Annotated in this window: 23 protein-coding genes and 1 other RNA gene; 1 reads left to right on the forward strand and 23 read right to left on the reverse strand. The window is 44.3% G+C overall.

Going from position 1 to position 23,669, the window contains the following annotated elements:
* Window positions 1–693: 693 nt before the first annotated feature.
* Window positions 694–2,127: a 6-phospho-beta-glucosidase gene (locus BLR76_RS07220; protein WP_091267371.1), complete on the reverse strand. Its 1,434-nt coding sequence runs from the start codon at window positions 2,125–2,127 to the stop codon at window positions 694–696.
* A 178-nt stretch (window positions 2,128–2,305) separates the two neighbouring features.
* Here BLR76_RS07220 and BLR76_RS07225 point away from each other — a divergent pair, with 178 nt between their 5' ends.
* Window positions 2,306–3,589, forward strand: coding sequence for a BaiN/RdsA family NAD(P)/FAD-dependent oxidoreductase (locus BLR76_RS07225; protein WP_091267374.1), 1,284 nt, complete (start codon window positions 2,306–2,308; stop codon window positions 3,587–3,589).
* A 284-nt stretch (window positions 3,590–3,873) separates the two neighbouring features.
* Here the strand turns inward: BLR76_RS07225 and pepF are convergent, their stop codons facing one another.
* The 22 genes from pepF to BLR76_RS07335 all read right to left on the reverse strand — a co-directional run bounded on the left by pepF (window position 3,874) and on the right by BLR76_RS07335 (window position 23,544).
* Window positions 3,874–5,682 (reverse strand): oligoendopeptidase F, encoded by a 1,809-nt coding sequence (gene pepF, locus BLR76_RS07230; RefSeq protein WP_091267377.1) that lies wholly within the window; start codon window positions 5,680–5,682, stop codon window positions 3,874–3,876.
* Window positions 5,683–6,138: 456 nt separating this feature from the next.
* Complete coding sequence (locus BLR76_RS07235; protein ID WP_176759644.1) at window positions 6,139–7,089, reverse strand: NAD(P)-dependent oxidoreductase; 951 nt, start codon at window positions 7,087–7,089, stop codon at window positions 6,139–6,141.
* A gap of 60 nt (window positions 7,090–7,149) precedes the next feature.
* Window positions 7,150–7,944, reverse strand: a complete 795-nt coding sequence (locus tag BLR76_RS07240; protein ID WP_091267382.1) for a hypothetical protein — start codon at window positions 7,942–7,944, stop codon at window positions 7,150–7,152.
* Window positions 7,945–7,958: 14 nt separating this feature from the next.
* The gene (gene rsmI / locus BLR76_RS07245) at window positions 7,959–8,840 is read right to left on the reverse strand and encodes a 16S rRNA (cytidine(1402)-2'-O)-methyltransferase (RefSeq protein WP_091267385.1); all 882 of its coding nucleotides are present in this window, start codon (window positions 8,838–8,840) and stop codon (window positions 7,959–7,961) included.
* Window positions 8,830–9,180 (reverse strand): GIY-YIG nuclease family protein, encoded by a 351-nt coding sequence (locus BLR76_RS07250; protein ID WP_091267387.1) that lies wholly within the window; start codon window positions 9,178–9,180, stop codon window positions 8,830–8,832. The genes rsmI and BLR76_RS07250 overlap by 11 nt, the downstream gene beginning before the upstream one ends.
* Window positions 9,167–9,925: a tRNA1(Val) (adenine(37)-N6)-methyltransferase gene (locus BLR76_RS07255; protein WP_245683062.1), complete on the reverse strand. Its 759-nt coding sequence runs from the start codon at window positions 9,923–9,925 to the stop codon at window positions 9,167–9,169. Before BLR76_RS07255 ends, BLR76_RS07250 begins: the two co-directional genes overlap by 14 nt.
* Before the next feature lie 474 nt (window positions 9,926–10,399).
* Entirely contained in the window at window positions 10,400–10,960 is a 561-nt protein-coding gene (gene nrdG, locus BLR76_RS07260; RefSeq protein WP_091267390.1) for an anaerobic ribonucleoside-triphosphate reductase activating protein, read from the reverse strand.
* A 1-nt stretch (window position 10,961) separates the two neighbouring features.
* Window positions 10,962–13,163 carry an anaerobic ribonucleoside-triphosphate reductase gene (gene nrdD, locus BLR76_RS07265; RefSeq protein WP_091267393.1) on the reverse strand — a complete coding sequence of 734 codons (2,202 nt, stop codon included), beginning with the start codon at window positions 13,161–13,163 and terminating at the stop codon, window positions 10,962–10,964.
* A 144-nt stretch (window positions 13,164–13,307) separates the two neighbouring features.
* Window positions 13,308–14,270, reverse strand: a complete 963-nt coding sequence (nrdF, locus tag BLR76_RS07270) for a class 1b ribonucleoside-diphosphate reductase subunit beta (RefSeq protein WP_342706590.1) — start codon at window positions 14,268–14,270, stop codon at window positions 13,308–13,310.
* A 60-nt stretch (window positions 14,271–14,330) separates the two neighbouring features.
* Window positions 14,331–16,517: a class 1b ribonucleoside-diphosphate reductase subunit alpha gene (gene nrdE / locus BLR76_RS07275; protein ID WP_091267398.1), complete on the reverse strand. Its 2,187-nt coding sequence runs from the start codon at window positions 16,515–16,517 to the stop codon at window positions 14,331–14,333.
* Complete coding sequence (nrdI, locus tag BLR76_RS07280; RefSeq protein ID WP_091267401.1) at window positions 16,489–16,875, reverse strand: class Ib ribonucleoside-diphosphate reductase assembly flavoprotein NrdI; 387 nt, start codon at window positions 16,873–16,875, stop codon at window positions 16,489–16,491. The genes nrdE and nrdI overlap by 29 nt, the downstream gene beginning before the upstream one ends.
* 2 nt (window positions 16,876–16,877) lie before the next feature.
* Window positions 16,878–17,111 carry a glutaredoxin-like protein NrdH gene (gene nrdH / locus BLR76_RS07285; RefSeq protein WP_091267404.1) on the reverse strand — a complete coding sequence of 78 codons (234 nt, stop codon included), beginning with the start codon at window positions 17,109–17,111 and terminating at the stop codon, window positions 16,878–16,880.
* A gap of 289 nt (window positions 17,112–17,400) precedes the next feature.
* On the reverse strand, window positions 17,401–17,745 hold the full coding sequence (locus BLR76_RS07290) for a DNA replication initiation control protein YabA (RefSeq protein ID WP_091267407.1): 345 nt from the start codon (window positions 17,743–17,745) through the stop codon (window positions 17,401–17,403).
* Window positions 17,746–17,867: 122 nt separating this feature from the next.
* Window positions 17,868–18,866, reverse strand: coding sequence for a DNA polymerase III subunit delta' (gene holB, locus BLR76_RS07295; RefSeq protein ID WP_091267410.1), 999 nt, complete (start codon window positions 18,864–18,866; stop codon window positions 17,868–17,870).
* Between the two features lie 19 nt (window positions 18,867–18,885).
* Window positions 18,886–19,215, reverse strand: coding sequence for a cyclic-di-AMP receptor (locus BLR76_RS07300; RefSeq protein ID WP_091267413.1), 330 nt, complete (start codon window positions 19,213–19,215; stop codon window positions 18,886–18,888).
* A gap of 21 nt (window positions 19,216–19,236) precedes the next feature.
* On the reverse strand, window positions 19,237–19,878 hold the full coding sequence (gene tmk, locus BLR76_RS07305; RefSeq protein WP_091267436.1) for a dTMP kinase: 642 nt from the start codon (window positions 19,876–19,878) through the stop codon (window positions 19,237–19,239).
* A 126-nt stretch (window positions 19,879–20,004) separates the two neighbouring features.
* Window positions 20,005–20,232 carry a YaaL family protein gene (locus BLR76_RS07310; RefSeq protein WP_091267416.1) on the reverse strand — a complete coding sequence of 76 codons (228 nt, stop codon included), beginning with the start codon at window positions 20,230–20,232 and terminating at the stop codon, window positions 20,005–20,007.
* An 11-nt stretch (window positions 20,233–20,243) separates the two neighbouring features.
* Window positions 20,244–20,840, reverse strand: a complete 597-nt coding sequence (gene recR, locus BLR76_RS07315; RefSeq protein WP_091267420.1) for a recombination mediator RecR — start codon at window positions 20,838–20,840, stop codon at window positions 20,244–20,246.
* Between the two features lie 70 nt (window positions 20,841–20,910).
* Window positions 20,911–21,231, reverse strand: coding sequence for a YbaB/EbfC family nucleoid-associated protein (locus BLR76_RS07320; RefSeq protein ID WP_091267423.1), 321 nt, complete (start codon window positions 21,229–21,231; stop codon window positions 20,911–20,913).
* A 16-nt stretch (window positions 21,232–21,247) separates the two neighbouring features.
* Window positions 21,248–22,972 carry a DNA polymerase III subunit gamma/tau gene (dnaX, locus tag BLR76_RS07325; RefSeq protein WP_091267427.1) on the reverse strand — a complete coding sequence of 575 codons (1,725 nt, stop codon included), beginning with the start codon at window positions 22,970–22,972 and terminating at the stop codon, window positions 21,248–21,250.
* 145 nt (window positions 22,973–23,117) lie between these two features.
* Window positions 23,118–23,207, reverse strand: an RNA gene (gene ffs, locus BLR76_RS07330) — signal recognition particle sRNA small type.
* Window positions 23,208–23,337: 130 nt separating this feature from the next.
* Window positions 23,338–23,544 carry a hypothetical protein gene (locus BLR76_RS07335; RefSeq protein ID WP_091267430.1) on the reverse strand — a complete coding sequence of 69 codons (207 nt, stop codon included), beginning with the start codon at window positions 23,542–23,544 and terminating at the stop codon, window positions 23,338–23,340.
* Window positions 23,545–23,669: the final 125 nt, after the last annotated feature.

Genomic DNA, 23,669 nt, shown 5'->3' on the forward strand with positions numbered 1-23,669 from the left:
TCCTCTAATTCATAAACGGTCATCTCGTCTACACCGGGAGCTCCTTTGTTTTTAAGGACTTTTTGAATAGCTCTTTCCATGTTGTTTTTACTGACTACTCGATCAATAAGTGAGATATCATTTTGTCTGTTCATATCTGCGTTACGCCCCTACGCACTCCTACATATTCTTTGCTTCCAGCTTATCCTTCTGTAGGTAGCCATCTCTACGAACTTAATCACGATGTTGGCTGCGATACTGGTGGCGCATCCACCTCCTTGATTTCCAAAATTGTTATTGTTCTGTCCTTCCTAGCCATAAGGCTAGTACTATGACGTCTGCTGACTTCTCATCATTCGTTGTTACTACGAAATTATCTCGTTGATGAGATCTCCCCGGGTAAGAACGACAACCTTCCGCTCATGTCACTGCTCCATTTACTGTACAGGATTCGTGCAGTATTGGACTTCGCTTTGTTTGGCAAGCTCATCCGTCCTGATTCAGCCTTAGTATGGAGTTTCTGTTCGTCAGTGCGAGCTTTTGCGTCCGACTTCCTTCAGATTCCACCTCACGGTGGACACCCTTGTCATTCACTAACAGTTCCTACTGCAAAGCCTGTAGTGGACTTTCACCACCAAGTTGTCGCCCATGCCGGGCGCACCAAAAAGAACCCTTCAAAAAATCGAAGGGTTCTTTTCCTCAAAATATCATTACTTAGTCGTTACTTAAGTCTTCTCCATTTGATGCAATCACCTTTTTGTACCAGTTGAAGGATTTCTTAGGTTTGCGTTCAAGCGTTCCTTTTCCTTCGTTATCACGGTCAACATAGATGAAGCCGTAACGTTTTTTCATTTCGCCTGTTCCGGCACTGACCAAGTCGATACAGCCCCATGAGGTATAGCCCATCAAGTCTACTCCGTCGAGTTCAACGGCATCTTTCATTGCGTCGATATGTGCAGCAAGATAGTCGATGCGGTAGTCATCTGCCACATAGCCATTTTCGTCCGGCTCGTCGATGGCACCTAGACCATTTTCAACGATGAATAATGGCTTCTGATAACGGTCGTAAATATCGTTCATTGTTATGCGCAGCCCAAGCGGGTCGATCTGCCATCCCCATTCGCTGGCTTCAAGATATGGGTTCTTAACTGAAGCAAAGATATTTCCAGCCGTTTTCTCGTTCACCTTTGGATCGCCTGATGCAACGCGGGATGAATAGTAAGAGAATGAAATGAAGTCAACGGTATGTTCTTTAAGAAGAGCCTTGTCCTCTTCAGTCATTTCGATTTCAATGCCTTCGCGTTCCAGTTCTTTCAGTGCGTATGCAGGGTATTCTCCACGCGACTGAACATCGATGAAGAAGTAGTTCTCATGATCGGCTTCCTGAGCGGCACGAACGTCTCTAGGATGAGGCGTGTTAGGGTAGTATTTCCCTGCGGCCAGCATACATCCGACCTGGTTTTCCGGATCCACTTCATGAGCAATCTTAGTCGCCAGTGCACTTGCAACCAGTTCATGGTGAGCAGCCTGGTATTTCACTTGTTTCTGATTTTCGCCTTCTTCAAATGCCAGTCCCGCACCCATGAATGGTGCATGCAGAATCATGTTGATTTCGTTGAATGTCAGCCAGTACTTGACCAGGCCTTTATAACGCGTGAACAGCGTACGTGTCAGGTTTTCGTAGAAATCAATCATTTTACGGTTGCGCCATCCACCATACTCTTTAATTAAATGCATCGGGCAGTCGAAGTGAGTAATCGTTACTAGAGGTTCGATGCCATGCTTGTGGCATTCTTTAAATAAGTCTTCGTAAAATTTCAGGCCTTCTTCGTTAGGCTCTTTTTCATCGCCTTTAGGAAAAATACGTGTCCAGGCAATCGACAGACGGTAAGTCTTGAATCCCATTTCTCCGAACAATGCGATATCTTCTCTGAAACGATTGTAATGATCGATGGCTTCCTTAGCCGGATAGAAATGGTCCTCATCGAAATCAAAATGCTTCATCTGGCCTGTAATGATAGCCGGACGGTCTTCTCCGATTGGAACGACATCGACGTTAGCCAGTCCACGTCCATCTTGATCGTATCCACCTTCAAGCTGGTTGGCTGCAGTAGCGCCGCCCCATAAAAAATCTTTTCTAAATCCCATATTTATTCCTCCTGTTGTCTGTTTTCTAACTGTTTACTTTTTCAGTTTAAAGCGTGTAATCCATTACATACAAGCGAATTCTGACAAAAATGTGAGGAATGCGTAATCCTGTAGCTAGGCTGTCATTATTATGGTAAAGTGTCAAGGATGTAGGTTTTTAGAGAAAAGAGGAACACATATGACTCATTATGATGTACTAGTCGTCGGTGGCGGCACGAGCGGCATGATGGCTGCCATTTCAGCCGCGGAACATGGAGCGACTGTCGGACTGGTCGAAAAGAACAAGTTCGTCGGCCGTAAGCTTCTGGTAACTGGAAATGGCCGCTGTAACGTCACTAACAATAGAGATAAAGAAGAAATCATTACTCATATACCTGGGAACGGACGCTTTCTTTACAGTGCGTTTTATCAGTATGACAACTACGATATTATGGATTTTTTCCAGTCTCGTGGAATCAAGCTGAAGGAAGAAGACCACGGACGAATGTTTCCGATCACGGACAAGTCCCGGACGATCGTCAATGCCCTGACTCAGATTATGGAAGAATCAAAAGTTGACGTGCATACCAATGCACCTGTTGAAACGGTGCTCTATAGAGACGGTGCTGTCAATGGAGTAAAACTTATGGATGGACGTATCCTTTATGCCCATTCGGTTATTCTGTCGACTGGCGGACGCGCCATGCCTAAAACCGGGTCAACTGGTGACGGGTACAAGTGGGCGAAAAAAGCCGGACACACGATCAAGGAACTGTATCCGACGGAAGTGCCGATCACATCTGAAGAACCGTTCATCCAGGATCGCACACTTCAGGGAATTTCTCTCAGAGATGTTGACTTAAAAGTCGTTAATAAAAAAGGAAAAAAGGTTATCTCCCACCGAATGGATATGATCTTCACTCACTTCGGCATCTCCGGACCAGCTGTTCTGCGCTGTTCGATGTTTGTTCTGCAGACGATGAAGCGCGATAAGACTGATCATGCTGTCATGAGTCTGGACAGTCTGCCGGATGAGACACCAAGGTCGCTTAAGCAGACCATTGAACGCCTGATGAAAAAAGAAGGCGAAAAGAGCATGAAAAATACTATGAAGCAGTTCGGACCTGAGCGCTACATTTTGTTTGGTCTGGAACAGGCGGGCATCGACAGTGAACGTGCCTTCAAGACGTTGACGCCTAAAGAAGTCGACGCGCTCATTACCTTCTTGAAGGATTTCCGTTTCAATGTTCATGGCTCTCTTCCGATTGAAAAAGCATTTGTTACAGGTGGCGGTGTTCACACGAAAGAAGTGAATCCAAAGACTCTGGAAAGCAAGCTGATGCAGAATCTGTATTTCACTGGTGAAATACTGGACTACAACGGCTACACTGGCGGGTACAATATCACTGGTGCCTTTATTACAGGCAGACTGGCCGGCATGCATGCAGCTCAAACAGCCTTAAGCAGGTCAACTGCTGATTAAAGTAAGTGATCCTCTCTTTAATCAGCACCCACTGAACTCCACCATTTTTGGGAACAGTCAGACCATACTATAAAAAGCAGTCTAGAACCTCAGTCAGGTTCTGAACTGCTTTTTTTTGACCGGTTCAGTTCACTCTTTTTCTTATACTCGAATGGCAATCTATGTTCTCAGTCAAGAGGATCTCTGACCAAGAGTATATAAAGTACAAAAAAGCCAGAGCGATAATAACCGCTCCAGCTTCTGCTTATTATATCTTCGACTGATTAGAAAGTTAATATACTAAACTACTGATTATTTAATTCTTCAGTCAGTTCAATAATGCGGTCGACTGATTCATCAAGATAATTGATTGTATCTTTCAAAGGTTTATCTGTAGTGATATCGACACCAGCAACAAGCGGCGCTTCAGCAGGCACTTTCTGCCCACCTAATGCCAGGAATTCCAGCCAGCCGTCGACAGACTCATCCCCACTTTTGATTTTTAGGAATGCCTGTGTAGCAATAGTCAGTCCAGCTGAGTAGGTATATGGATAAAGACCCATGTAGTAGTGGATCTGACGCATCCAAGTCAGCTCCGCACCTGGTTCCAGCTCAACCGCATCGCCCCAGAACTGTTCCAGGATGTCACGTTTAATCTCACTCAGCTTGTTCGCATCGAAACTCTTACCGGCATCGATCAGACGATACACTTCACGCTGATAAGCCGCTTCAAGCAGATGCGTGACAAAGTTATGGAAATACGTTCGTGAAATCATCTTGGACAGAACTGATCGTTCCATACGTGGGTCGTCAGTTTTGTTTTTCAGATAATCTGTCAGCAGCAGCTCGTTGAACGTGGATGGGCCCTCGATCAGATATAGTGACGGACGAGCGCTTGTCAGTGGATTGTTCTCATTCGATAGAACCCCTTGACCGGCGTGACCCAGTTCGTGGAACAAGGTGTACACATCAGTCAGCTGACCTGTCCATGTCACCATGACATACGGGTGCTTGCCATACGTTGTTGAGCAGAACGCACCGGAACGCTTCCCGATATTCTGAGCAAAGTCCACCCAGCGTTCTGGATACGAGCGCAGAATCATATCGACATACTCCTGACCTAGTGGTGCCAGAGCTTCCTTGACCAGATCTTTGGATTCATCGATAGTCACAGGAAGGGTATATTCCGGATCAAGATCGACTTTCAGGTCGGCATAAGTCATTTTGTCCAGTCCGTGAACTTCTTTCAGATGTGTAATGAACTTTCGCATCACTGGAGCGAAATCAGTCATGATCGTATCGATCTGTCTATGGTACAGGTCCTGATCGACTTCCTGGCTTTCCAGCAGGTAGTCAAAGATCGAGTCATAGCCGCGCATTACTGATAAGGTTTTTTCTTTCTGTAGATGCGTATAGTAAGCAGTCGCTACAACATTCTTGTAGCTGCCGAGGACCTGGTTGAACTTGTCATAGGCTGCTCGACGGATTTCCGGATTTTCGTGGTACATATATACTTCTTCATATAGGACAAAGCTTAATGGGTATTCTTTTCCATCCACTTCAAATGTCCCGTAGTCTGCATCATTCGAACGCGCCTGTTCAAAGATCTCAGATGGTGCATTAAATACGGGTGACAGTTGAGCAAGAGCTTCTTCCACTTTCGGATCCAGTTTAGCACGCTTGGATTTCTTGATTTTACGGATGAATGTCTCGTAAGCTGCATCTTTTTCAACTAAAGCATTCAACGTTGATTCGTCCAGATCTTCAAGCTGTGACTGGAAGAAACTCAATCTGGCACTGACGCCAGCCAGAATATTCGAGACTCGACGCGTAACCTGCTGGGCCTCCCCATCGGAAATATCTACAGAGACAGGCAGGTGTCCATACTGACCCAAATGTGACGCGGTGGCCATCAAGCCTTCGTATTCCTTGATCGCCTCAACGACTGTATCCGCATTATCCAGCTTGCCGTCATACTTAGATGAAAATGCAGCGACATCTTCAGGCAGCTGTTCTGCCGTCTGGTTAAATTCTTCTTCTGTTGCAAAAATAGCAGACAGGTCCCATTTTAACTCTTCTGCTACTTCAGAGCGTTTAAGTAATTGTTCTGACATGTATGTGATCTCCCCTTCGTTATAAAGAAAAGCTAATAGAAGAAATGTGACAAAGTGTCATGTTTTGTTTAAAAAATGAACACTTGATTAAAGTGTCATCACTTTTTCTATTCACTTTCTTATTTTATTATAGCACCATTTAACAAATTTTAAAGAAAAATCTAGTTTTCAAAGTATTTATTTGAGAGAACAGATCCAAATAGAATTTGGATCTGTTCCTTTTATTTGATTACTTAAGTTGGCACAGTGATTCTGTGAGTATGTCATATTTCTCATCATTTCATCTTCTCATCCCCATTCTTATTTTAAAGACCTTGTAACATGTACTCTTGCTCTCTCAGTTAATAATCGTACTGAGCAGTTAGAGGAGCAATTAACACAAAAAACTCATGAAAAGGATCAGCCTCTTCATGAGTTTACAGGTACACTTATTTTGTTCAATTACTGGTTTCAGTATCAGTAGCCAGATTCGTAGCTGACTACATTTCTCGGCAAGTCCTCTCCCTTAAGGTAAGCGTCCAGGTTTTCTTCAAATACAGGGAACAAACTCTCGTCATAATCGTCAAGCATCCCTGATATATGCGGCGTCAGCAAGACATCTTTCCGTTTGTAAATCGGGTGATCTTCCGGCAGCGGCTCCTGATGAACCACATCTAGAGCTGCATAGTCCAGATATCCTTTATCCAGTGCCTCCAGAAGATCATCTGTGACTACAGTCTGACCGCGACCGACATTGATGAAAATGGCTGTTTCTTTCATTTCTTTAAACAGTTCAAGATCGAATAAGTCCTTCGTCTGATCCGTCAGAGGTAAAATATTGACGACGACATCAGCCAACGGTAAAGCTTTTTTCAAATCTTCCTGAGTTACTTGTTCATCCATATACTCGACCTTTTGCCCGCTTCGGTTGACTCCTATCGTATGCATCCCGAATGCTTTTGCCAGTTTCCCGGTCTGCTTACCAATTTCTCCAGCACCAACGATCAGCATCGTTTTCTGATTCATTTCACGTGCCTTATCGACCTGGTCCCATTTTGACTGATTCTGCATCAGGATAGAATGGCCGATGCCTCTCGTGTAGCTCAGCAGCATGCCCATAATGGATTCTGCGATTGCATACTTATGTATGCCGCTCGCATTAGTCAACACGATGCCTTTATCTTTTAGTTTTTCCAGATCCATATAATCCACCCCGGCAGATTCAAGCTGGATCCATTTGACATTCAGATCGTCACTGTCCAGAAGGCGGGGCCCTTCTTCCTTGTTCCATCCATAAACGATTTCGATATCTGAAATAGATGAGACCTCATCAAGCGAAGACGCCACTGTGTAGTCTTCTGTCCGCTCCTTGAGTGCCTCGAGTTGCTTGTCTTTAAATGGTCTTAGACTCAGTATCACTTTTGTCACATCACTCACTCCCTCTCTGATAGAGTATTGATTCCTTTACGAAAACTCAACTATCAGTGATTATGGCAGAGAGGAATACTCTCCGGTGACCGTATCGAGTTTCTGAAGCTCATTAGAAGAGACATTGAACCGGTAGATGCCGATCATATTGGACCATGCGACACCATCTTGTTCGACAGGTTCTCTGACTTCAATGTTGACCCAGTCCTGTTCTGCCTGGTTGACAAAATAAATGTATTTTTCAAAAGCCAGATTTTCATGAAGCATCAGCTGATCGAAAGCATAATTTTCTGCCTCTTCTTTTGTCCATTCATGCTCAACTTCGTCAGACTCTTCCTCAGCTTCTTCTTTCTGAGCGAACCAGACATCCAGCTCCTCATCGGATGCGTCTTCCATCGATTGTCCGGTTGCATTGAAGTAGTCATCAGAATACAGGGCAGACTGACGTTCTTCTTTATATCTGGACTCTTCACTTTGGGCTTCAGCAACTTGCGCTGCTCTATCAGCCTGAATTTCTCTGATCTCATCAAGAAGCCCTTCAGCTTCTTCACTTAATTCAGGATACGCCTCAAGATCATTTTCCATGAGAAGACTCAATGTCCCCGCTGCTGCATCCAGCTGGTCGGCTTCATATTCTCGCCTGGCCTGGTCAAGAAGGCTCTCGTAGTCCTCCAGGAACTCGTCTGCTTCTTCTTCGGGTTCTTCTACGGACACTTCTCCATCATTTTCGGCATCTTCCGCAGGCTCGTCAACGGTTACTGCCACTTCTTCCTCTTCAGCGGCTTCATTCTGCTGGCAGGCACTTAGTCCCAGTCCCATTACTGCTACAGCTAAGATCCAATGTTTATTGCTCATGTCTGTTTCCTCCTTTAATCTTCGATATTATGATACGCGGCGTAGACCTCCCGCTTTTTCATTCCACGCAATACAGCCACTTCCTTGATTGCCTCTTTACTCGAAAAGTTCTGTTCATCCATCACAACCTCAACATGCTCTTTCAGGCTTAATGATTCCCAGCTTGCTTGCTCTACTTCCTGGGGATCACTGTTTCCTTCTGCAATCAGAACGAATTCTCCTCTGATTTGTTCGTTCTGAAGCCACTTTAGTACCTCTTCTGCGTTTCCGCGTACGAATTCTTCAAAACGCTTGGTCACTTCTCTTGCCAGAACGAGCTGACGTTCCTGACCAAATACAGCTACCATCTGCTCGACCACTTGTCTGACCCGATGCGGAGACTCGTAAAAGACCAGTGTATCGCTTCGTCTGTTCAATTCTTTTAGTGTTGACACAAGCTCTTTTTTCTTCCTCGGCAGAAAACCATAGAAGTAAAAAGGTTGAGGGCTGATACCAGATGCAATCAGTGCTGTCAAAGCCGCATTGGGACCGGGTAATGCGATAACAGAAACCCCCTGCTTGATTGCTTCCTTCACTAATTCGACTCCCGGATCACTGATTGACGGCATCCCCGCATCACTCACCTGCGCTATCGACTGTCCACTAAGCATTTTCTCTATCAGCTGAGGCGTCCGCTCATTAATATTGTGCTCATGATAACTGATCTGAGCTGTATCAATTTCAAAATGATTCAGCAGTTTCTGGGTATTTCTTGTGTCTTCCGAAGCAATCACATCTACTTCCCTAAGTATACGAATGGCACGGAAAGTCATGTCCTCAAGGTTGCCGATAGGGGTCGGTACTAAGTACAATCGTCCTGCATCCTGTTCTTCAAAGCTTTTCTGACTAATTTTCATGTAACTGCCTCACCTCTTTCACTATACATTGTTTCTGTTCTTTGTAAGGTCTACTGACCCCGTTGCTGGCCAGATACTGGTCTTTCTGTCTGCGCGCAAGCTTCTTGAACGCGGCTTCCGCTTTTGTTGCCTCACTTCTTGAGCCATGTGCTTCAGCATAAATCATCTTCAGCGGGCGTCTTTTTTGGGGACGAGTATATTTTGCACCGATCCCTTCATTGTGTTCATTCAGCCGGCGGGTCAGATCTGTCGTGTATCCACCGTAAAGTGTCCCGTCCCTGCAATGGAGGACATAAAAATAGCTGGCTTTATTGTCTTTGTTATCGCTAGTCTTGCTCATTGCCGTAAATCATCCTTCTCACTTCCGGAAAATAGTTTCCCTCTTCGTCAAATACATATAATGGGGGAAGGATCTTCAATCCGTCTTCTTTGCCTTGTTTGATCCCTTCGATCAGCAGCATATTCGCTTCCCTGTCCGGCTTCGGATAAACGAAACGGATTCTCTTGGGAGCCAGATCCACTTCTCTCATCGCATCGAGAATGTCAAAGAACCGTTCCGGTCGGTGAACAAAATAGGCTTTTCCTTTTGTTTTAAGCAGGCCTGATGTGGCTTTCATCAGCTCTTTCACAGTCAGATGCAGCTCATGTCTCGCTATGGCCAGATGCTCGTTCGGATTCTTCCGGCTGCTGTCTGACACGGTGAAATAAGGTGGATTACATGTGATGATATTGATGGAATCCTTTTTAATGTGCTTATGCACTTTATTGACATCGGCGTGTATGATGTCGATCTGTTCTGTTAACCCATTCAGTTCCACGCTTCGTCGGGCCATATCCGCCAGTCTCTCCTGGATTTCTACAGCCTTGATGCGACTCCTTGTCTGTCCGCTCAGCATAAGCGCAACAGCTCCATTTCCAGAACAGAGATCAACTATCTCTGCCCGGTCATGCCCGGGTACTTTAGCAAAATGACCCAAAAGGACAGCATCCAGGGAAAATGAAAAGACAGACGGGCTTTGAATGATGTCCAGACCAAACTGCATCAGCTGATCGATCCGTTCATCTCCTTTTAGTTCAGTACTCACTGCATTCTTCCTTTATCATTTGATTAGTATCAGTATACCAAAATAATTATGGAGCTGTGTCGCAATTTCTAAAAAGATTCAGTGTCTGATTTATTAATTTATGTATGTCTCCCGGCACCTTAGCTCAATTCAACTCACTGATTCCCGGACAATTGACAAAAGCCACTCAAAAGTGAGTGGCTTTCTGGTCAAAAATAAATATTTGTAAAGCAAATCGCTGGTTATTTCTATTCATATCTATACTACTAAGTTTCTCATTTAAACGACATGATCCCTACCTCTATCATGTCCTTGCAGCCCCAAAGCTGCGCCAGTGCGAATAAACTTCATTAAAACGTGTTTATATAATACTTCATATCTACTTTCAACGTCCTTACAGTATACCACGTCTAACGAATAAATGGTAATCAGACGCTCACCGCTGTTTTTTAAGGAGAAAATCTACGTCCTTAGCTGAAACGATACTACAACGCATTAGACATACTCCCCATTACTCCACAAGACCACTTCCCCTCTGTTCAGAGACTGCTGTACATCGATGATGCGCTGATTCGAGCTGCCTCTGAATGCCAGATTGAGGTTCATCTTGTCCTGCTCAAAGCGTCCGTCCACAAGCACATCGATCAGGTCAAGGAGCCGACGTTTATCTTCTGTCCCCTGCATCAGTTCGTCCCAGGTATAGCCTGTCCAGGACCAGATGTCCTTGTTCCACCCGAACGTTTCACGGACCTGCTCACAAAGGGGGATCGTGACCCCAGTATTGAGGAATGGTTCTCCGCCAAGCAGGGTCAGTCCCTGACAGTAGTCTGCACTGAGATCGGTTATGATCTGATTTTCCAGCTCTTCTGTATAGGGTGAACCGTAACTGAAATTCTGGGCCACTTTGTTGTAGCAGCCCTTGCATGCGAATGGACAGCCACTTACGTAAATGCTGCATCTGACCCCTTCGCCATCCACGAAGTTGTAAGGTTTGTAATCCGCGACATAATTCTTACTGAAGCGTTCTGATGTCCATGAGATTGGATCTGCAGGCATATCAATCAGTCCCTTTAATATGTTTCACACGTGAGGCAATTTCTTTATGACGCCCTAAGACCATTGGACGCTTCTGTGGATTACCTAGATACCCACAAGTCCTCTTGACCACATCACACGTTTCAGGATTCGTGTTTCCACAGCCCGGGCATTTAAATCCATTTTCTGTTGGTTTGAAGTCCCCTTCAAAGTCGCATTCATAACAGCGATCGATCGGTGTATTTGTTCCCAGATACCCGACCCGGTCATACGCATAGTCCCAGACTGCTTCAAGTGCTTTTGGATTCGTCTGAAGTTTTGGGTACTCACAGTAATGGATAAAGCCGCCTCCTGTGAATTGTGGATAATCTTTTTCAAAATCGAGCTTCTCAAACGGTGTCGGATTCTTCCGTACATCATAATGGAAACTGTTTGTATAGTAGCCTTTTTCTGTAATATCCTTGATCAGTCCGAATTTTTCAGTATCCAGTTTGCAGAAACGGTCTGTCAGACTCTCACTCGGGGTCGAATACACGCTGACATGAATGCCACTCTCATTCCCCCACTCATCTGCATGCTTTTTCAATTCTTTCATGATTGACAAGGTAAACTGCTTGGCTTCTTCATCACTTTCCCATTCCGGGCCGAAGAATTGAGCAGCCGCTTCGTACAGACCGATATAGCCTAAGGATATAGTTGCACGTTTGTTGAGGAAAAGCTGGGATACCTTGTCTTCCTTGGAGAGTCGTTTTCCGAAAGCGCCATGCATATATAAAATTGGTGCATTAGCCGGCTCCGCATCCATCACGCGTTCAGCTTTAAACATCAGCGCATCCTTTACCACCTGAAGACGTTCCTTCAGCAGCGCACTGAATTTGTCTTTATTGCCTTTTGACTCTATCGCGATCCGTGGAATGTTCAACGTGACGACACCAAGATTCATTCGACCAGCTGCGACATCATTACCCTGTTCATCTTTCCAGCCCTGAAGGAAGGACCGGCAGCCCATCGGTGTTTTGAAACTTCCTGTAATGTCGATCAGTTTATCATAGCTCAACACATCCGGGTACATGCGTTTAGTTGAACACTCAAGCGCCAGCGTTTTGATATCGTAGTTGGGATCATCCGGGTTCAAGTTCAATCCTCGTTTAAGAGTAAAAATCAGTTTAGGAAAAATAGCCGTTCTCTTTTCTTTTCCTAACCCGTTTATACGGACTTTGAGAATCGCTTTCTGTATTTCTCTTTCGATCCAGTTGGAGCCCAGTCCAAAGCCCAGACTGGTGAAGGGGGTCTGACCCTGTGAAGTATAAAGAGTATTGATCTCGTATTCCAGGCTCTGCATCGCATCGTAAATGTCTTTCTTTGTCTTTTCCGTGGCAAAAGCCTGCTGTCTGTCTTCTCCCTCGATCCAGTCGCTTGCTGTTGTCATATGCTTCTTGTAATTCAGCTCGGCGTATGGTGCCAGCACTTCATCAATTCTGTCGAAGCTGCAACCACCGTACTGGCTGGATGCCACGTTCGCAATAATCTGAGCCGTCTGAGCTGCCGCGGTCTGAATGGATTTAGGAGATCCGACTTCTGCATTTCCGATCTGGAAGCCTTCTTCAAACATATGCTTGAAATCGATCAGGCAGCAGTTACTCATCGGTGCGTAAGGGGTATAGTCCAGATCATGATAGTGCAGCTCACCTTTTTCGTGCGCATTCGCCACATGAGGAGGCAGCATCTTCAGTCCAAGCGCCTTGCCTACAATTCCTGCCGTCAGATCACGCTGAGTATTGAACACTTTGCTGTCTTTATTGGCATTCTCATTGACAATGGATTTTTCCTTCTGAAGCAGACTCTTGATCATTGCATTGACGTCTCGTCTAGTTTCCCGTTCTTTTTCTTTTTCCTCGCGTCTTTGGATATACCCTTCTGCCAGATCATCGTACTCATATGATTTCAGGATATCCAGAACCATAAAGTCGATTTCTTTTGTGTTCAGGTGTGTCAGATTCTTGTTGAGAATCATTTCCTCTACTTCATAGGCAATAGCCTTCAGATCATCAATGCTGTAATTCAGGTCCAGCTGCTCAACAGCCTGAAACAAGGCTTCAGTTATTTTTTTTCGACTGTACTTCTGCATGCGTCCGTCGCGTTTTTGAACATCCTTCAGCCCATCATTGATAACTTTTTCGTTATGTTCCGCAATTTTCCTGTCGTTCCACTTCACTTTCTGCATCACACCGCACCATCCTTCTTAAATTTTATCTTTTTAGTTTGAATTATTTTTCACAAGTGAGTATAAAAAAATGATTGTGAATTTTATGTATCGCATGTATAGAGTGCAGGCGCCTCTATAAAAAGGCGCCCTTTCTCTATTTAATCAGCTGAACCATTCAACATAATCATTATCTGACATCGATTCAACCATACCGACCAGATACCCGTTCCCTACTTGAGAGAAGAAGTCGTGGTTGCTTGTTCCAGTAGAAATTCCGTTCATGATGATCGGATCCACATCCTCCGCAGTGTCCGGGAACAATGGATCGAATCCCAGGTTCTGCAGCGCTTTGTTGGCATTATAGCGAAGGAATGTTCCGACACTTTCTGTCCATCCGATGGAGTCATACAGATAACTCGTGTACGCCATCTCGTTTTCATACAACTTGAAAAGTAGATCGTAGGTCCAATTTTTCATCTCTTCCTGTTCCGATTCAGTCAGCTGATTGAACCCGATCTGGAATTTATATCCAATATATGTCCCGTGAACCGATTCATCCCGCAGGATCAGCTTGATGATTTCAGCCACGTTAGTCAGCTTACTGTTTCCCAGATACCGTAGTGGTGCGTAAAAACCTGAATAAAACAGGAAAGACTCAAGGAATACACTGGCAACTTTTTTCTGAAGCTCCGTGCCTTCCTGATAAATCGCATTGATGATCTGAGCTTTTTTCTGAAGCATCGGATTGCTGTGCGTCCAGTCAAAGATGTCATCTATCTCTGATTTCGTATTAAGTGTACTGAATATGGCACTGTAGCTCTTGGCATGCATCGATTCCATGAATTCGATGTTATTGTAGACCGCTTCTTCATGCTGCGTCCGGCTGTGCTTCTTCAGTGCTTCGATTCCATCCTGAGACTGGAGTGTATCCAGAAGTGTCAGGCCTCCGAATACTTTGGCGATCATATCCTTTTCGTCAAGTGACAGCTTGTTCCAGTCACTTAAGTCGTTCGACAAGGGAATACGCGTATCGGTCCAGAACTGCTCGACCAGTTTTTCCCATGTCAGCTTGTCGATCATATCTTCTATACGATTCCAGTTGATCGCTTTATAGGTTTCAGTCACTTTAAACTCTCCTTCATTACAACTGACTACTGCTTTCGTCACTGTCATTCTATTAGTAGCTTATATCGTACAGCTCTCACATGCATTTGCACCGATTTCTTCTTCGTCATCAGTAAATGTACGGATGTAGTAAATCGACTTGATTCCTTTCTTGTGTGCATAGTGTCTAAGCAATGTCAAGTCACGTGTGGTCTGCTTGTTCGTTCTGCCTTCCTTCCACTCATAGAGACCTTCAGGAATCACTGAACGCATGAAGAGAGTCAGACTCATTCCCTGATCGACGTGCTTCTGTGCCGCAGCATAGATATCGATCACTTTTCGCATATCCATATCATAAGCACTGACATAGTACGGCATGGTGTCATTCGATAGATATGGAGCAGGATAATAAGTTTTACCAGTCAGCTTTTCCTGACGCTCTTCTACCAGACGGGTGATCGGGTGGATACTCGCTGAGGTTTCGTTGACGTAGCTGATCGATCCAGTCGGTGCAACAGCCAGTCTGTTCTGGTGATACAACCCATCTTTCTTCACGTCTTCTTTCAGCTGATCCCAGTCTTCTTTTGTCGGTACAGTAATGCCTCGTTCCTTGAAGATCTGTGCCACTTTATCATGTTCAAAAGTGAAAGATGACTCAGTATAGCGGTCAAAATAACTGCCATCTGCATAAGACGATTTCTCAAAATTATGGAACACTTGACCGCGTTCAGCAGCCATCTTGTTGCTAGCCTTCAAAGTATAATAATTTAACAGCATAAAGTAGGCATCTGTAAATTCTACAGACTCCGGTGAGCCATAATGCATCTGGTTCAAAGCAAAGAACGTATGCAGACCCATTGCACCTAAACCAATCGTATGGTACTTGTCATTTCCATTCTTGACTGTCGGCACCGCTTCGATGCTTGACTGATCCGTCACGTAAGTCAGAGCACGTACCATCGTATCCACAGACAGCTCAAAGTCAGGCGTATTCATCAGATTGACGACGTTAGTCGATCCCAAATTACAACTGATATCCGTTCCCATGATTTCGTATTCCTGGTTGTCTTTAATCAGAGACGGTTCCTGAATTTGAAGGATCTCACTACATAAGTTACTCATCGTGATCGTGCCGTATACTGGGTTCTCTCTATTCGCCGTATCGATGTTGATGACGTAAGGATAGCCGGATTCCTGCTGAAGTTTGGAAATTTCATTTTCCAGTTCACGCGCATTGATTTTCGTTTTCTTGATTTCAGGGTTAGCGACCAGATTGTCGTATTCTTTTGTGATATCGATATACGCAAAAGGTTCACCGTATATGCGTTCGACATCGTACGGACTGAACAAGTACATATCTCCGTTATGAGCCGCCAGCTCATAAAATTTATCCGGAACGACGACACCAAGAGACAGTGTTTTTACACGCACTTTTTCATCAGCGTTTTCCTTTTTCGTTGACAGGAAACGTAGAATATCTGGATGGAATACATTAAGATAAACCGCTCCTGCACCATTTCTCTGGCCTAGCTGATTCGAATAGCTGAAACTGTCTTCCAGAAGTTTCATAACCGGCAGCACGCCACTTGAAGCATTTTCGATTTTCTTGATCGGATCCCCTGCTGCTCTTAAGTTCGTCAGGTTCACGCCTACTCCGCCTCCAATACGAGACAGCTGAAGCGCTGAGTTGATGACACGGCCAATGCTGTTCATATCATCTGTTGCCTGGATAAGGAAGCATGAGACTAGTTCCCCACGACGCTTTCTTCCAGCGTTAAGGAACGTCGGTGTAGCCGGCTGATAGCGCTGATGAATGATTTCATCGGCTATATGTCTGGCCAGGTCTTCGTTTCCGTCTGCTAAGTACAACGCGTTGAACGCGATACGGTCTTCAAATCGCTCCAGATAACGTGTACCATCGTCAGTTTTCAGGGCATACTGAGTGTAGAATTTGTAAGCGCCCATGAATGAACGGAAACGAAACTCTTTCTGATATAGCTCTTCGAATAATTGCTCTATGAATGTTCTGCTGTATTTATTTATAAATCCTTCTTCTATAAAATCCTGTTCGATCAGAAAATCTATCTTTTCAGAAACCGACTCGAAAGGAACAGTATTGGGATTGACATGCTCTTTAAAGTACGCACGTACAGCCTCCTGATCTTTTTGGAGAGGGATCTGGTTATTTACCGGTCTGTTTATCTGGTTATTTAATTTAAAATATGTGATTTCATTTGTTTTATCTTTCACTGTGCTGTTCGAAGCCAAGATCTTTCACCGCTTTCTTCAATTTTCTTACGTCTTCGTCTGTTCCCTGAAATTCGAACTGGTGAAGCAGAGGAACCTGGTACGCTTCAGCTATATCCTTAGCTGTAAAGATAAATAGCTTGCCGAAGTTCAAATTTCCTCCGCCAGCTATTCCCTTGAATAAATCCTTATTTCTGCCCGTTTCTAAAAAATCATTCAGCAGATCACTGACTTCCCCGTCATAAGTCGGTGTGACAATGATAAAGGGCTCTTCCATGTCAATAAAAGGATTTGCTGGATCAAGCTCCAGCAAATCCATATTTAGTTTCTTCACAAATTTTCTGGTCTGTCCTGTCAGAGAAAAGTACACAACTTTCATTCTTATGCCAGTCTGTTCAGCAAGTCCGGTCTGAATCCGTGGAACGCTTCAATGCCCTCAGCAATCACAACTGGAAGTGAACTGAATCCCAGGCTCTTCACTTCATCAACAGCCTTCTCATTCTCTTCGATGTCTTTGATCTGATAAGGAATCCCCTTGTCTTCCAGGAATTTTTTCGTGAAGTTGCACTGCATGCAATTCGGTTTTGAATAAACGACTACTGGTGTATTTTGCATTTTTATCTCCTCCATGGCACTTTTCCATAAAATTCTTAGACACTACATGTTGTGTGTCTTTTAATTTGAGTGATTTTTTTGTTTTTTTACGATAACTTCATTTTACAGTAGTAAAATAAAAAATCAAGCCCAAAGCACTAGATATATTATTTAAATTTAAACCGAACACAACATATAGTGCCTGGAACGAAAACACACTCCCGAGCTAAACGTACAAACGCACATTTTTCGGGAGTGTTAAATCGTTAAGAACTTAATTGTTTTTTTCTAAACACTATATATTGTGGTTCTACTTTCTTTCACCATAGATTACTTCAAGACAAAATGCACATGGCTCATCGCCGTCTCTTCTCGATCCGTAAAACAAGTTACAGACATGGAAGCCGTCTTCATATATTTTTTCAAGATTTAAACGGGACTTAGTCATACCTGTGTCAGTAATCTGCTTTTCGAGTGATTGCTGCTTCATGATTTCTGCTAACCGATCTCGTAGGTGCTGATTCTCCATCCGTAAAACATGATTATCTTCGGTCAGATGAGATAACTCTTCTTTCATGTTTTTTATAATTTTCAAGGTGGCTTCTGCTTGAGATTCTAAATCAGAAAATGTATCGTGCAATTCTTTTTTATTCATACGTCACCACTTCTTTGTTCTTTCATCGTCACCTGCTGATTGAAGCGAGTCGATTTCTCACATCTTTTTATAGCATACCATGATTAGAATGAAAAAGCCAAATGAACTGAGAGTCTTTTCATTTATCTTTTATTCCTGATGACATCAACAATCTGCAGCGAGCAGTCTTCAAAAACCCCCTGGCCAGCGACATTACTGTCAAGCATTTTCTTCCCGTTCAAAATGACTTCCATCATTTCAGCTATCTCCAATGGACGAAAACGCTGAGCTCCTGACTGGATAGTCTCCTTATACTTTTCGAATGCATAAACATGTGCTTCACTCACCTGGCTGTTCAGTATATCCTGAAGAAGAATCAAAACCAGATCCATGACCATCAGCTGATCTTTCTTCTCACGAGCAAGAGGCATCAGATCGGTATGCACATAAACAAAGGCCTGATCATCTTTCTTGGACATGAAACTGAACCATTTCCAGACTGCCTGTACCAATTGAAGCAACTCTTCTTTTTCAGCCAGTTCCTGGGCCTGATCGGCATCACTTGTCAGATGGATCAGCAAAGCTGCCTTTTCTTTTGAAATTCCACGCTCGACAAGAAGAGACAGTCGCTCTTCTTTAGGCAGCTGAGGAAAATGAATCAGCTGACAGCGAGACAGGATCGTGTCCAGCAGTCTGTGCTTTGCCGTGGTCAGAAGAAACAGGTAGATTTCTCCATCCGGTTCTTCCAGAAATTTAAGCAGGCTGTTTGCGGCCTGGATCGTCATTTTTTCTACATCTTCAACGATGACGACTTTCCGGCGGCTTTCCATTCCACTTTTTGTAAACTCTTCTTTCAGGCTTCTGACTTGTCCAATTTTAATTGACTGACCATCCGGTTCAATTTCAATAACATCCGGATGATAATGCGCTCTGATTCGTTGACACGTCTGGCAGGTCTGACAGGCTCCGCCCTCGCTGCTGCTTTCCGGACAGTAAAGAGACTGCGTGACCCACATGGCCATGTCTTTTTTCCCAGTACCCGCTTTGCCTTCGAACAGATAGGCATGCTGCAGTGTCTTCTGATTAAGCAACTGAAGAAACAGCCGCTGAATGCTCGGCTGTTTGATTGTTTGAGTAGACATTATCTGTCCTCTCTCTCGATTAAAATTGCAGGAACTGGTCGATTGGCAGAACGAATAACGTCGCTCCTCCAACTTCAACGTCCACTGGATACGTCAGGTCTGATTCCAGAGTAAAATCATAAGACGGCGGGCTCATCATTGTCTGGCTGCGGGTTGAACAGTTCTCTTTGATCAGTTCAAGTACCTCGTCAACTTTACGGTCCTCTACCCCTAACAGGAATGTTGTATTCCCTGATCTTAAAAACCCACCGGTGGAAGAGAGTTTTGTGGCTCTAATTCCGTTCTCCACAAATTCATCTGCCAGACGTTTGCTATCCTGATTCTGTACAATTGCTATGATTAGTTTCATCGTGATCATCCTTTCTTATTTTCAATATGTGTCATTCAGTTTTGCTTTGATGACTGCCCAGGTATCTTCAAATACTTTTTCTTCTGCCTGAGATGCATCGATAATGGAAAACCGCTCGGGTTCCTGACTGATCAGCTGAGCGTATCCCGTTCTTACTTCTTCATGAAAAGTGACGGCTTCAAGCTCAAGGCGATCCTGAGAACGGTTGGATTTCTTGTCCCGTATGCGTGACAGGCCGACTTCTGCTTCGACATCAAGATAGATTGTCAGGTCAGGTTTTAACCCTTCAATAGCGAAGGCATTAATGGCCTTGACTTCTTCTACACCAATTCCTCTAGCCTGACCCTGATAAGCGATCGAACTATCGACAAAACGGTCACATAAGACGATGTCTCCTCTGCTCAATGCCGGTCTGATCTTTTCAACGACATGCTGTCGCCTTCCAGCAGCGAGAAGCAGCGCTTCAGTTCTGGCATCCATCTTAGTATGTACAGGATTGAGCAGGATTTCTCTGATCTCTTCGGCAATATCACTTCCACCAGGTTCCCTTGTCATTACTAAAGGACGGTCTGTTTCCTCCTGTATGGCCTTTTGAAGTCTTCTGACCAGGCTGCTTTTACCTGCTCCATCAGGCCCTTCAATAGTTATAAATAGTCCCTTCAAGCCTTCTTCCAACTTTCTAATCGATTTCTACTTATATTATACGTTAGATGAGGAGAGGTTGTCTATTCTTTCTATATCAAGTAAAAAATAAATAGGGTACAGTCACTGACCGCACCCTTCGTGTTATTAACTAAGATGATCCCCTCTAACCTGTCTGATACGCGCTTCTTTAAAGAGATAAAAATACTTGGCCTTCTGGAGTTTGAGCTGTGCTTCCCATTCCGGATGGTCCTTGATCATCAGCTCTTCCAGTTGTTTGTCTGCTTCGTACAGTTTTTTTTGCTTATTGATGAGTGCGATCAGTTTATCATCGTACGTATTCTTAAGCTGGTGTTTTTTTCTGAACAATCCCATACTATGATTCCCTACATTTCTCTTCTGCCTTCAACAGCTTTCAGCAGAGTAACTTCGTCGGCATATTCAATATCACTGCCTACTGACAACCCATGGGCCAGACGTGTGACTTTGATTCCTGCTGGCTTGATCAGTCTCGACAGATACATTGCCGTTGCCTCTCCTTCAGCTGTTGCATTGGTCGCAATGATAACTTCCTTGACTTCATCTTTCTGAAGACGTTTGATCAGGACAGGAATATTGATATCCTCCGGGCCAGTCCCTTCAATAGGAGAGAGCACGCCATGAAGGACATGATACAAGCCTTTGAATTCATGCATCTTCTCCATTGCTATCACGTCTTTTGCCTGCTCCACTACTAAGATGACAGACTGGTCCCGATTCTTGTCTTCGCAGATATCACATGGGTCATTCTGTGTCATGTTCCCACAGACCGAACAGTATGTTAGGTCACGTTTAACGCTGATCAGTGACTTGGCAAAACGGGTCACGTCATCTTCTTTCATATTCACCGTATAAAAAGCCAGGCGGGCAGCTGTTTTCTCCCCGATTCCTGGCAGTTTCATATAACTCTCCATCAATTGTGCTATCGGTTCTGGATAGTGCATAACCGTTTCCTTTCTACTGCGAAACGAATAGATCCATACTCGTCAGACAGTCCACAAACATTCCTCCAGATTATAATCCTGGGATTCCTAATCCTTTAGAGTACTTGCCCATTGTTTTTTCAGTTTCTTCATCGATTTTCCCTAATGCATCGTTTACAGCTAAAAGAACGAGGTCTTCAATGATTTCCACATCTTCAGGATCAACGATGTCTTCTTTGATTCTGACTACCCGACATGTTTTGTCTCCTGTAAATTTGACTGTCACCAGGTCATCATTTGCTGATCCAGTAAATTCTGTTTCATTCAGAGCAGCCTGAGCCTGTTCCATTTCTTTCTGCATCTTCTGCATTTTCTTCATCATACCTTGCATATTTCCCATTCCACCGCGCATCGGCATTCATCCTCTCTTAATCTTTAATATTTACGATTTCTTCTCCGAAGAGACCGATCGCTTCACTCACGACGGGTTCTTCTTCCGGTTCTGACTGTTCTTCGCTGGAGACTTCTTCAGATTCCCCGGACTGATTTTTCATCTGCTGAATAAATGATTGACGGACTGCAGGCCATTGTTCACTCGGCACACTGCACATCCCGGCACGATGACCGATCACTTTTTCAAGATAGTCACCGACCGATTCCAGAAGGAAGGAATCATTTGAAGCCCTCTCACATAGAATATCATAATCAAAGGTGACAACCAACCCATTAGGACTGGCCGCAACTGGCTTGGAGGTCTTCATTATTGCTTTCTGACCTGCAGGCAGGAAATCGATCAGATCAGGCCAGACATCTTTCAGCTTGACCAGATCTCCTTTTGTCGCTTTTTCCAGCACTTTGAATACCTGTGTCTGATTCACCTTGAACGTCTGCTGTTTCCTGGCTTTACGTGACTGGTTCGAGGCTTTTGGCGCAGCAGGTTTCTGCCCCCCCTGCTGCATCTGCTCGATCAGTGTCTGCATCTGCTGCATTTTCTTCTTCAATGCATCGATGTCTCCGTTGTCTGCTTTCATTTCCTGTACAGGACCAGCAGCCGGTCCACTCGCAGGTTTTGAAACAGGCTGGGTCAGTCGGACTGTCGCAACTTCAAGATAAACTTCCGCGTGACTGGACAGCCTCATTTCCTGATGGGTCTGATTCATGACCCGAATGATTTCGTAAATTTTTTCAGGATCGGCTTCTTCTGCGAGAGTCTTGAACTGGTCATCGACCTTACTCATTTTAAGCAGGGCATCTTCCCCTGTCTTCTTATAAATCAGTATGTCTCTACAGAAAAGGATCGTGTCATCGACCAGCCGGTTGGCGTCTTTTCCTTCCTGAAGGATAGCATGAAGCAGGCTCAACCCCTTCTCCGTATCGTTGACTAAAGAAGCGGAGACATAATCACCCAGCAGCTCCTGAGTGATGCTTCCGGTGATTCGAAGCGTATCTTCTAAAGTGACCGACCCGCTTGAAAAGGACAAGGCCTGATCGAGTATGCTCAAAGCATCCCGCATACCCCCTTCCGCCGCCTTGGCGATAGCCAGAAGTGCATCTTCTTCGTAAGCCACATCCTTTTCCTGCAGAATAAATGTCATCCGTTTGATAATATCCTGAGGAGAAATACGTCTGAAATCAAACCGCTGCGTTCTTGAAATGATTGTCAGCGGGATTTTATGCGGTTCAGTTGTAGCTAAAATGAACACGACATTTGCAGGAGGCTCTTCGAGTGTCTTCAAAAGAGCATTGAAGGCCCCCATTGACAGCATATGAACCTCATCAATGATATATACTTTATACTCAGCCTGGGTCGGCGCATAATTTGCCTTTTCCCTGATGTCTCTTATTTCTTCTACACCGTTATTACTGGCGGCATCTATCTCAATGACGTCATTCAGGTTCCCTCGTGTGATTGATTCACAGATGTCACACTCATTACATGGCTCTCCATCCTGAGAATGAGGGCAGTTCATGGCTTTTGCAAAAATTTTGGCCGCACTGGTTTTTCCTGTTCCCCGAGGACCGGAGAAAAGATAGGCATGACTGGTATTGCCTTGACTCAAGGCATTTTTAAGCGTTTTGGTGACGGCTTCCTGTCCAGCTACGTCTGAAAACCGCTGGGGACGCCAGACACGATATAAAGCTTGATAACTCATTGTCTCCCTCTTTTCTAGGTACTTGCTCTACTCTATTATAGGCCAAAATGAAGTAAATTTAAAAAGAAATTTTCCCTGTGCGAAAAAAAAAGATGCCCTTTTGACGGAGGCATCTTTCTATGAATAAACTGCATTATTCGTGACTATGTATCACATGACACATGGTGGGACAGTACTTAGTGCTGCTTCCTTCCGGACCTGACACGGTTCATACGCCCACCATTGCCATGAGGCCTTGCGGCAACTACTATAATAGCATATCCTCAAGATGATTAAAAGGTGTTTTTTTAAATCGATCCGATTTGGTAGCTAGATTGCTCCCCGCTTCAACTTTTTCAGCCTGTCAGTTTTCAGGATGAGTACACTTACAGCCCACAGCTGAATCCTCTTATTTTAACTATAACTAAGGCACTGGTGCGGGAGGCTGCTATCGGAATTACGATAAATACTGAAGCCACTACAATCAGTGTAACGATAATTGAATCCGGCAAAAAATAAACTGCTCCCTGCAGCAAGAAAAAATAGAGCAAGTAGAAGAGGATACTTAATGACGGGCAAAGATAATGTTTCATATACTGATCCCTCCTTCAAAGGTAACTATACTTTGACACTCCCACAGCTAAAGCAGTGGGATTCTTAAGTGCTTTGTCGAACGCAGGCCATTTCTGTTTTGTTCAAGCCTTAAGTTTAAGGGTGT

This window comes from Alkalibacterium thalassium, assembly GCF_900101165.1.
GTDB classification, from domain to species: domain Bacteria; phylum Bacillota; class Bacilli; order Lactobacillales; family Carnobacteriaceae_A; genus Alkalibacterium; species Alkalibacterium indicireducens.